8 protein-coding genes and 2 pseudogenes are annotated in these 10,228 nt (G+C 65.4%); 8 read left to right on the top strand and 2 right to left on the bottom strand.

Features of this window, described 5'->3' with window-relative positions; genetic code table 11:
- Positions 1-59: 59 nt before the first annotated feature.
- Positions 60-1,073, bottom strand: a complete 1,014-nt coding sequence (locus tag PBT88_RS06345) for an LLM class flavin-dependent oxidoreductase (RefSeq protein ID WP_270078369.1) — start codon at positions 1,071-1,073, stop codon at positions 60-62.
- Positions 1,074-1,084: 11 nt separating this feature from the next.
- Positions 1,085-1,999 carry an ATP-grasp domain-containing protein gene (locus PBT88_RS06340; protein WP_270078368.1) on the bottom strand — a complete coding sequence of 305 codons (915 nt, stop codon included), beginning with the start codon at positions 1,997-1,999 and terminating at the stop codon, positions 1,085-1,087.
- A 314-nt stretch (positions 2,000-2,313) separates the two neighbouring features.
- Here PBT88_RS06340 and PBT88_RS06335 point away from each other — a divergent pair, with 314 nt between their 5' ends.
- From PBT88_RS06335 to PBT88_RS21135, 8 genes and pseudogenes are all read left to right on the top strand, one after another.
- Positions 2,314-3,222 carry a LysR family transcriptional regulator gene (locus tag PBT88_RS06335; protein ID WP_270078367.1) on the top strand — a complete coding sequence of 303 codons (909 nt, stop codon included), beginning with the start codon at positions 2,314-2,316 and terminating at the stop codon, positions 3,220-3,222.
- A 140-nt stretch (positions 3,223-3,362) separates the two neighbouring features.
- Positions 3,363-4,121, top strand: coding sequence for an SDR family oxidoreductase (locus PBT88_RS06330; protein WP_270078366.1), 759 nt, complete (start codon positions 3,363-3,365; stop codon positions 4,119-4,121).
- Between the two features lie 98 nt (positions 4,122-4,219).
- On the top strand, positions 4,220-4,546 hold the full coding sequence (locus PBT88_RS06325; RefSeq protein ID WP_270078365.1) for a carboxymuconolactone decarboxylase family protein: 327 nt from the start codon (positions 4,220-4,222) through the stop codon (positions 4,544-4,546).
- Between the two features lie 38 nt (positions 4,547-4,584).
- A complete protein-coding gene (locus PBT88_RS06320; protein WP_270078364.1) occupies positions 4,585-5,019 on the top strand; it encodes a (R)-mandelonitrile lyase in 435 nt (144 codons plus the stop codon).
- A 271-nt stretch (positions 5,020-5,290) separates the two neighbouring features.
- Positions 5,291-5,941, top strand: a pseudogene (locus tag PBT88_RS21030) (ATPase domain-containing protein); the annotation flags it as partial.
- Positions 5,927-6,814: an ATPase domain-containing protein gene (locus PBT88_RS21025; RefSeq protein ID WP_326521582.1), complete on the top strand. Its 888-nt coding sequence runs from the start codon at positions 5,927-5,929 to the stop codon at positions 6,812-6,814. The pseudogene PBT88_RS21030 and the gene PBT88_RS21025, both read left to right, overlap by 15 nt.
- A 98-nt stretch (positions 6,815-6,912) precedes the next feature.
- Positions 6,913-8,007: pseudogene (locus PBT88_RS21140) on the top strand (PAS domain-containing protein); the annotation flags it as partial.
- Between the two features lie 57 nt (positions 8,008-8,064).
- Positions 8,065-9,993 (top strand): hybrid sensor histidine kinase/response regulator, encoded by a 1,929-nt coding sequence (locus PBT88_RS21135; RefSeq protein ID WP_407696553.1) that lies wholly within the window; start codon positions 8,065-8,067, stop codon positions 9,991-9,993.
- Positions 9,994-10,228: the final 235 nt, after the last annotated feature.

Genomic DNA, 10,228 nt, shown 5'->3' with positions numbered 1-10,228 from the left:
CCGCCTGGAGATAGCGGCAGCCGACGCGCGGGCTGCTCGCCCGGCCATAGGCGGCCTGCCTAGCCGTTGATCACCTGGGCCGCGAAGCGTTCCATCTCCTCGGCCTGGGGACTCATCTGCAGTAGCAGCAGATCGAGGCCCGCCGCCTCATACTCGGCGATCCGCGCCTTGATCTGCGCCGGCGTGCCAACGAGGTTTGGCCGAAGTCCCCGATTGGACACCGCATATTCCTTAAGTTTTGGCTCGCGCTCCAATTGCGTCCCGGACAGCCACTGATCGAAATTGGCGTAGCCGGCTGGCAGATCCACGACCTCGGTGATGCGATCAAGCTCGGCCTGAGCTTCCGCCTCGGTGTCGCGCACGATCGCATAAGCGGCCATGCCGAAGGTCATCGCACGGCCGCCCGCTGCCGCCCGGCGTGCCCGCATGTCGGCGATTTTGGGCGCGATCACTGCCACGGGATCTCCGTGCATCACGTAGGCATCGCATTGGGTAACGATCATCGTCTTGGCCGCTTCGCTCTCGCCGCCTGCATAGAGGATGGGGGGCGCGCTCGGCTTCGGCGCGCAGATCGCCTCCTCGGTGCGATAGAACCGACCCGCGTAACTGAACCGCTCTTCTGTCCAAAGGCCGTGGACGACATCGAGCCACTCCGTCGTCCGGGCATAGCGATCATCATGCTCGTCGAACTGAAGGCCATATTGCCTCGCCTCGTCCGCCCACCAGGAGGACACCACGTTCAGCGACAGCCGCCCGCCCGAGATACGATCGATATTGGCGGCGGCCTTGGCGAACAGTGCGGGCTGGTGGAAATTGGGCCGTACCGCGACCATCAATTCCTGCGTTCGGGTCACGGCCGCGATCGCAGCGGCGGTGGACCAGGCGTCGAGCGCAGGCTGATCGGTGCCTTTGATATCGTTCAGATTGAGTTCGGCGATCAGCGTCAGGTCATAACCGATCTGCTCGGCACGCACGGCGAGAGCCCGCGCATAGTCCCACGTCGCCTCCATCCCTTCATCGGCTATGTTGCGGAGCCACCCACCGAACACCGGCATCCAATATCCGTATCGCATCGCTCTGTTCCTCAGGCCTTCGCATCGGCGATGCGCTGCACCAACCAATCCACAAGCCGTTCGTGGGGATCCCAACCGAGTATATCGAGCGGTTTGGCAACGAAGTTCGATAAGGCGTTGATATCGTAGAAGCGCGGCACGCCATCGCGATCATCGATCATCATCTCGACCCCGCCGACATCGATGCCCGCCGCCTGCACGATCCGCTCGGCGGCGTCGATGATGGCCGGATCGGGTTCGGCCGCGCGCCTCATGATCGACGGCTTGCCGTCGACCAGGCACGCGTCCGCCGGGCAAAGATCGAAGGCGCCGCCGCCATCGACCTCGATCGCGTAAAGATAGCGGCCGCCGAGCGTCTCGATCCGCGTTATCGCGCCGCCGCGAACCGGCACATATTCCTGCACGAGGAGAACCCGGTCGATGCTGTCCGGCACCGCGCCGGTCGCTACCGCCTGCTCCAGCGCGGCCAGATCGTCATAGCGCATGATCCCGGCGCCCGAACCGCCGATATTGGCTTTCACGACGAGCGGCCAGCGCAGCCCCTGGGTTGCCGATATCAGATCCGCGCGACGATGGACGACCCGCGTGGCCGGTATGCCGTGGCCCAGTCCGGCAATGAGCGAAAGCTGGCTCGCCTTGGACGCATCCGTCTCGAGCGCCCGCACGCCGTTCAGGACGCGGGCGCCCAGTCGCTGCCAATGCGCCAGCAACGAGCGGGCGAAAAAGATCGGATGTTCGGGCGCCCGCAGAAAACTCGACATGGCGATTCGATTGAACACCAGCGGCGCCGGGACGATGGCGCTCGACGGATCGAAGCAAAGCCCGTCGGCATGGATCTTCTGCGCCGATATGCCTCGCGCCGACAGCGCGCCAAAAAGCGGCTCGAACCAGAAGGGATGCTCGTACAGGATGGCAAGGTCGGTCATCCCTGCTTGGCTAAGGCGCACCGCGGTCCGACTCAAGCTTCACCATCGAGGCCGCACAATGTTCTGTTTTCGCGATATGCCCGCCATCGGCACCGGACCCGCCCCATGAGGGCCTCGGCTTCCACTCCCAGAATGTCAGCCGCCGCGCGCCATGGCGCTTCGTGGGATCTCCGGATCGGGCGAGCGCGCCCTTGCAGATGGATGATCGGCCGGACTTCCACCGCGCAGCGGCCCCTGCCCACTGCTCAAGTTGCTGCGTCGCCCAGAGAGCCGCACGCATTGCGTTTCCACAACCACCGGCACCATATTCGCGGATGCCGACCGCCCGATCCGAGATCACCGACTTCACCTATTTCCTGGCCATCGCCCGGCATCAGAGCTTTCGGCGCGCGGGGCTCGAGCTCGGGATCAGCGCGTCGGCGCTCAGCCATGCGCTCAAGGGGCTCGAGGCGCGGCTCGGCGTGCGGCTGCTCAACCGGACCGCCCGAAGCGTCGTGCTGACCGCGGCCGGCGCCGAATTGCGCGATGCGATCGCCGCGCCGTTCGATGCGATCGCCGCGGCGGTCGAGACGCTCAACCGCTATCGCGACGCGCCGACCGGGCGCATCCGCCTCAACGTGCCCGTCGACGCCGCCAGCCTTTTGCTCGGCCCCGTCCTGCCGATCTTCGTCGAGCGCTATCCCGACGTCGAACTCGACATCAGCGTCAGCAACCGGATGATCGACGTGATCGACGGCGGATATGATGCCGGCGTCCGCTATGGCGGCACGGTGCCCGAGGACATGATCGCGCAGCGGCTGTCGGCCGACATCCGCTGGATCGTGGTCGGCACGCCGGGCTATCTCGAACGCTTCGGCCGGCCGGCGCACCCCGACGATCTCGCGCGGCATCGCTGCCTGCGCTTCCGCCTCGGCGACGAGAGCCTCTATCGATGGGAGTTCGAGCGCGGCGAGGAGGCGGTCGCGGTGGCGGTCCCGGGGACGCTCACGATCGACGACAGCCATCTGATCCTGGCGGCGCTGGGCGGCGGCGCCGGGCTGATGTACGGCCCCGAACCCTTGTTGCGCACCGGGATCGAGGCGGGGCGATGGGAGGAGGTGCTCGCCGGCTGGTCCGGATACGGGCCGGGATTCCACGTCTATTATTCGAGCCGGAGGCATTTGCCGACGGGGCTCCGCCTGCTGATCGACTTGATCCGGGAGCTTCGCCCGCTGGGGCTGTGACGGTTTGTTCCACGATCGAGGATGAGCCGCGTGCATCGCGGCATGGAATGGCGCGGGCGCTGACGCTCGACCGGGCGCTCTCTATCTCGCCGTCGGAGGCGCGGAGGATGCCGCCACCCATCGCTCAGCGAGGATATGACATGCAGCCCATCTATGATTTCACCGGCAAGGTCGCGCTGGTCACGGGCGCGAGCCGGGGCATCGGCCTCGCCACCGCCAAGGCTTTCGCGGAAAGCGGGGCGTCCGTCGTCCTCGCGGATCGCGACGAGGCGACGCTTGCCGCCGCCGTCGCGCAGCTGACGGCCGCCGGACACACCGCGATCGCCGTCCCCTGCGACGTCGCCGTCGAGGCGCAGGCCCAGGCGCTGGTCGAGCGCGCGGTCGCCACCTTCGGCCGGCTCGACATGGCCTACAACAATGCCGGAATCCTCGGCCCCTGGGGTCCCGTCACCGACGAGACCGAGGCCGGCTTCGACGACGTCCACGCGGTCAATCTCAAGGGCATCTGGGCGTGCATGAAGCATGAGCTCATCCAGATGGAGAAGCAGGGCGGCGGTGCGATCGTGAACTGCTCGTCGCTGGGCGGGCTCGTCGGCCTTCCCAACCGCGCCGCCTATCACAGCTCCAAACATGGCGTGCTCGGCCTCACCAAATGCGCCGCGCTCGATGTAGCGACCAAGAATATCCGCGTGAACGCGGTGTGCCCGGGGACGATTGACACGCCGATGGGCGACGGCATCGACGAGGCGATGCTCAAGGAGATCATGCGCGAGCAGTCGATCGGGCGGCTCGGCCGGGCGGAGGAAATCGCGGCCGCGGTGCTGTGGTTGTGCAGCGACGGCGCGAGCCTGGTGCTCGGCGTGGGGCTGCCGGTCGACGGCGGCTTCACCGTCCATTGACGATCGGGCCGTCCCTCGCCCGACGGACGGCGCCGACGATGCGTGTGGCCGCGGCGATGCCGCGGCCGCTACAGACAGAACCGACAGGAGAGCCGATCATGGCCACCGAACCGACCAACGCCCGCAACGCCTTCGGCGACGTCGCGCCGCACCTCGCCGCGATCACCGACAAGGTGCTGTTCGGCGACGTCTGGGAGAATCCGGCGCTCGCCCCCCGCGACCGGAGCCTCGTGACGATCACCTGCCTGATCGCGATGTACCGGATCAACGAAATGCCCTTCCACATCAAGAAGGCGCTCGAGAATGGCGTGACGCCGGACGAGATCGTCGCGGCGATCACCCAGATCGCCTTCTACGCGGGCTGGCCGCCCGCGATGACGGCACTGCCGATCGTCAAAAAGGTTTTCGAGGACGCGGGCGCCTGACCGCGCCACCCAGGACATCCCGTCGAAAGGACGAACATATGAAGCTCATGCGCGCCGGATCGCAGCCCTCGCAAAAGGGCCCCGACGAGTATTTCACCGGCTCCGTGCGGATCGATCCGCTCTACGCCGCGACCGAGCCGGCGCGCGTCTCGGCCGGACAGGTGACGTTCGAGCCGGGCGCGCGCTCGGCCTGGCACACGCATCCGCTCGGCCAGATCCTGGTCGTCACCGCCGGCTGCGGCTGGACGCAGTGCGAGGGCGAGCCGATCGTCGAGATCAGGGCGGGCGACACGATCTGGTGCCCGCCCGGCCACAAGCATTGGCACGGCGCCTCGCCGACCACCGCGATGACCCACATCGCGATCCAGGAAGCGCTCGACGGCAAGGCGGTGATCTGGATGGAGAAGGTGACCGACGAGGAATATCTCGCCGGGCCGGGCGGCGTCGACCGGACGCATATCGTCGACGAGTAAGACGAGTAACATGTCCCCCCGGCCGGTACTCGCACAGGCCGGCCGGTTCAAACGGCTGCCATTCGCGACATTGCCCGTCGTTCGGCAGCCGGCCGACGCCCCCTCAGCATATCGATCTGGCCTTTGGATTAATCACGCACGCGGATGAAACCCGGTCGCATGGCGCATCGTTGGGGTGCGACACCGCAAGCGGCACGACGACATCGAACGAAGCGCCTCTGGCAACCCTAACCGGCTGTGCCTATGCTGAATAATCTTCAAGGGGCGTATCGTGACCAAGCAGACCGACAACCATCGCGCCATCGCGTCCACCGGCGTCCAGGGCCTCGACAACATCCTCGTCGGCGGACTGACGCGCGAGCGCATCTATCTCGTCGAAGGCACCCCAGGCACTGGCAAGACGACCCTGGGTCTCGGGTTTTTGCTGGATGGCGCGAAGACGGGCGAGGTCGGCCTTTATTTCACCCTCGCGGAAACACGGATCGAGCTGGTCGCCGTGGCCCAAAGTCACGGCTGGTCGCTGGACGCGATCGATCTCGTCGAGATGGTGCCGGGCGATGGGCTCGGCGAGGATCGCGAGCAAACCCTGCTGCACCCGAGCGAGGTGGAGCTTGGTGAGACGGTACGCGACATCATGGCGAGAGTCGACTAGACCAGGCCCAGCCGCGTCGTCATCGACAGTCTTTCCGAACTGCGGCTGCTGGCGCAGACCCCCGTGCGCTACCGCCGCCAGATCCTGGCGCTCAAGCACTTCTTCGCGTCACGCCAGTGTACGGTTCTACTGCTCGACGACAAGAGCGCCAGCAACAGCGACCTCCAGCTCCAAAGCATCGCCCATGGTGTGATCATGCTGGAGCAGACGCTGTCCGGGTTCGGCGCCCAGCGCCGCCGCCTCCATGTGGTCAAGATGCGCGGTGTCCGCTTCCGTGGTGGACATCATGATTTCGAGATCAAGCCGGGCGGCCTGTGCGTCTATCCGCGGCTCGTGGCGGCCGAGCATGGCGACCGTTACGACGACACCCCGCTCTCGACCGGCTCGGAACATCTCGACAATCTGCTCGGGGGCGGGATCGTACCCGGCACGACCACGCTTCTGTCCGGCCCGGCGGGTGTCGGCAAGACGACGGCGACGGTACAGGCCATGGTTGCCGGGCTGGCCGGCGGAGCCAAGGCCGCGTACTTCCTGCTCGACGAGCGACTGCCGACCTTGATCAAGCGCTCGAAGTCGCTCGGCATGGACCTGATGCCGTTCATCGACGCCGGGACGCTGGATGCGAGGGCCATCGATCCTGCCGAGCTGTCGCCGGGTGAATTTGTAGGCGCGGTTCGCGACGCAGTGGAGATTTTCGGCGCGAAGATCGTCGTGGTCGATAGCCTCAACGCCTATCTGCAATCGATGCCGAACGAGCAGTTCCTCGTCCTGCAGATGCACGAACTGCTGAGCTATCTTGGCCAGAAGGGCATCGCGACGATCCTCATCCTCGGGCTCCACGGCATCACCGGCGACATTCGATCCGACATCGATCTCAGCTATCTCGCCGATACCGTCCTCCAGCTTCGCTATTTCGAAGCCTATGGCGAGGTCCGCCAGGCGATTTCCGTGATAAAGACTCGCACCGCGCGGCACGAACGGACGATCCGCGAGTTTCAGATCACGGAACAGGGTCTCTCGGTCGGTGACACACTGCGGGATTTCCAGGGTGTGTTGACGGGCGTCCCGACCTTTTCGGGCGAGGGATCGAGGCTGATGAAAAAAGACGATAACGCGGGGGCAGGACCGGCTTCTCCACGGTGAACAACAGCCTGCTTATCCTGGCACCGCGGGGACGTGACGCGGAAGTCGCCATCGACCTGTTCGCCCGAGCGGATATCGCCGCCGTGGCCTGCCGTGACATGTCCGTCCTCATCGACGCGATCGAAAACGGCGCAGGGGCGGTCATGCTTACCGAGGAGGTGCTGGCCGACCACGAGATCGACAGGCTGACCGCCTGGATCGCGGACCAGCCGACATGGTCCGATCTGCCCTTCATCGTCTTGGCGAACGGCCACAAAGGCGCGCGGGGCAAAGGCGCGCTCCAGCGTCTCGACGCGCTCGGCAACACCGTGCTGCTCGAGCGGCCCTTGCACGCCGAGGCCATGCTCGGCGCCGTGCGTTCGGCGCTCAAGGCGCGAGCCCGCCAGTACCAGGTTCGCGACGTCGTGGCGGAGCTGCGCGAAAATGAGCGGGAGTTGCGATTCACGCTCAAGGCCGGGCGGCTCGGCGCCTGGACGCTGGACCTGACGAATGGCGCGCTGACCACGTCGGACACATGCCGCACCAATTTCGGCCGCGATCCCGAAGCGCCCTTCACATATCAGCAGCTGCAAGACGCGGTGCATCCGGACGACCGGGCGCGGATGATCGGAGCCGTCGAGGACAGCATCGCGGCCGCGACCGATTACGACATCGAATATCGGGTCATCACGCCCATGGGCGATCTGCGTTGGGTGCTGATCCGGGCCCGGCCTACCTATGCGTCGGACGGTACGCCGCTGCGCATGACGGGCGTGTCGATCGACATCACCGATCGCAAGCGGGACGATTCCCACAAAGCCTGCCTCGTCGAATTCGCCGATGCCATTCGCGAGGATCGAGGGTCCGCTGACCTCGCCCATGCAGCCGCCGATATTCTGGGGCGTGCGCTCGGCGTCAGCCGTGTGGGGTATGCGACGATCGACCCGGAGGCCGAGACATTCCATGTCGAACGGGACTGGACGGCGCCGGGCGTCGGCACACTCGCCGGCGTGCTGAATCTGCGCGATTACGGCTCGTTCGTCGACAATCTGAAACGGGGGGATTTCGTCGCGATTTCCGATGTCCGCGAAGATGAACGGACGGCACGCGCTGCTGCCGCGCTGGAAGGCCGGAGCATACGGTCCTTCGTCAACATGCCAGTGCTCGAACATGGAAGACTGGCCGCTGTCCTGTACGTCAACGACGCCCATGTCAGGACATGGACGCCGAACGAGCATGCATTGATCAGGGAATTCGGCGAGCGCACGCGCATGGCGGTCGAACGGAGCCGCATCGATGCGGCGCTTCGCGACAGCGAGGCGCAATATCGCACCCTGTTCGAAAGTGTCGAACAGGGTTTCTGCGTATTCGACATAGTGTTCGACGATAGCGGCCGCCCCATCGACTATGTCTTCGTGGAGATCAACCCGGCGTTCGAGAAGCAGACCGGGCTGATCGATGCCGTGGGTCGCCGGGTGAGCGAATTGGCGCCCGGACATGAGCAGCGCTGGTACGATCTATATGGAGAAATCGCCCTTACCGGCATTCCAAGGCGGATAGAGGACTATGCGCAAGCCATGGATCGTTGGTTCGAAATATATGCGTACAGGGTGGGAGAGCCGGAGCAGCGCCGGGTCGCAGTCCTGTTCAACGACGTATCCGAACGAAAACGATCCGAAACCCAAATCCGCGAGTTGAACGAGACGCTGGAGCAACGCGTCGCCGACCGCACGGCCGAGCGGAACAGGGTATGGGAGGGATCTCGCGACATTCTCGTCACCGCCGACCGGGATGGGGTGTTCCGGGACGTCAATCCCGCCTGGACACGCATTCTGGGCCACTCGATCGAAGAGGTGGTCGGCACGAGCTTCAGCCATTTCGTCTGGCCTGACGACCTCGGCGTCACGACGCAAGCGGTCGAAGGCGCCTCCAACGGCATCGACGTCGACGGTCTCGAAAACCGATATCGTGCCAAGGATGGTACGCCACGCTGGATTGTCTGGCGCACCGCCTTCGAAGGCGATCTGATCTACGGTTATGGCCGCGACATCACCGCGGACAAGCAGCGTGCGGCGGAGTTGGAGAACGCGCAGGACGCGCTTCGCCAATCGCAGAAGATGGAGGCGATGGGGAGCCTCACCGGCGGCGTCGCGCACGACTTCAACAATCTGCTGACGCCGATCGTCGGCTCGCTCGACATGTTGCAGCGCAAGGGTATCGGCAGTGAGCGCGAGCAACGCTTGATCGCCGGCGCCGTTCAGTCTGCCGATCGGGCCAAGACCCTCGTCCAGCGGTTGCTTGCATTTGCACGCCGGCAGCCGCTCCAATCCACCGCCGTCGATCTCGCGCCGCTGGTTCACGGCATGGCCGAACTCGTCGGCAGTACCACGGGCCCTCAAATCAAGGTCGTCGTCGACGCCCCCGACGGTCTTCCGGCTGCCAAGGCCGATCCCAACCAGCTCGAGATGGCGATCCTCAATCTTGCGGTGAATGCGCGCGACGCAATGCCCAGCGGCGGCACCTTGCGCTTGTCGGTCGGCGCCGAGACGGTCGGTATCGATGCGAAAATCAACCTGAAGGCGGGCACCTATCTCAAATTGTCCGTGGCGGACACCGGATCCGGCATGGACGAGGCCACGCTGCAACGTGCCATCGAACCCTTTTTCTCGACGAAAGGCGTCGGCAAGGGCACCGGCCTGGGGCTTTCCATGGCACATGGCCTTGCCTCGCAACTGGGCGGCGCATTGGCGATCAGCAGTGAACTCGGGGTGGGCACGACCATCGATCTCTGGCTTCCCGAGAGTGTCGAACCGACAGTGGCTCCGATGGCCGTCCCCGCAGTGCCGGTGGTGAACGTCAGCGGTGTCGCCCTCGTGGTGGATGACGAGGAGTTGGTGCGCCTGAGCACGGCCGACATGCTGAGCGAGATGGGCTTTGTCGTCGTCGAGGCGAACTCTGCGGAACAGGCACTGAATCTGATCGAAGACGGCCTTCGCCCGGACCTGCTCGTGACCGACCACCTGATGCCCGGAATGTCGGGCACCGAACTCGCCCGAACCGTGCAGACCAGCCGTCCCAAAACAAAGATACTCGTGATATCCGGCTATGCGGAAAGCGCCGGTATCGATCCGGACCTGCCCAGGCTCACGAAGCCGTTCCGGAACGCCGAACTCGCAGAAAGCCTCGTCTCACTCGGGTGATCATCGAATTGGCGTTCTGCGGCGTCCGGCAAATCCGGTGACGATGGCGGCTTATACCCACAGATGCGTTGGTGATGGCCATAGGCCATGGCTGCCATGGCCGAGCAACCACGCGCCGCGCATCAAGCACATGGCGCCCCTCACCGACCATTTTCCCGCGCAATGGCCGGTAGCCCCCCGGTTGGCCGCCGCCATATCCGGCGGGCGAAACCGAGCGAGCGCGTGCGACGAGGAC

It is taken from the genome of Sphingomonas abietis (genome assembly GCF_027625475.1).
In the GTDB taxonomy this organism is placed as follows: domain Bacteria; phylum Pseudomonadota; class Alphaproteobacteria; order Sphingomonadales; family Sphingomonadaceae; genus Solisphingomonas; species Solisphingomonas abietis.
Note: the sequence above shows the minus strand (reverse complement) of the source record. Positions and strands in the feature narration are given on the sequence as shown.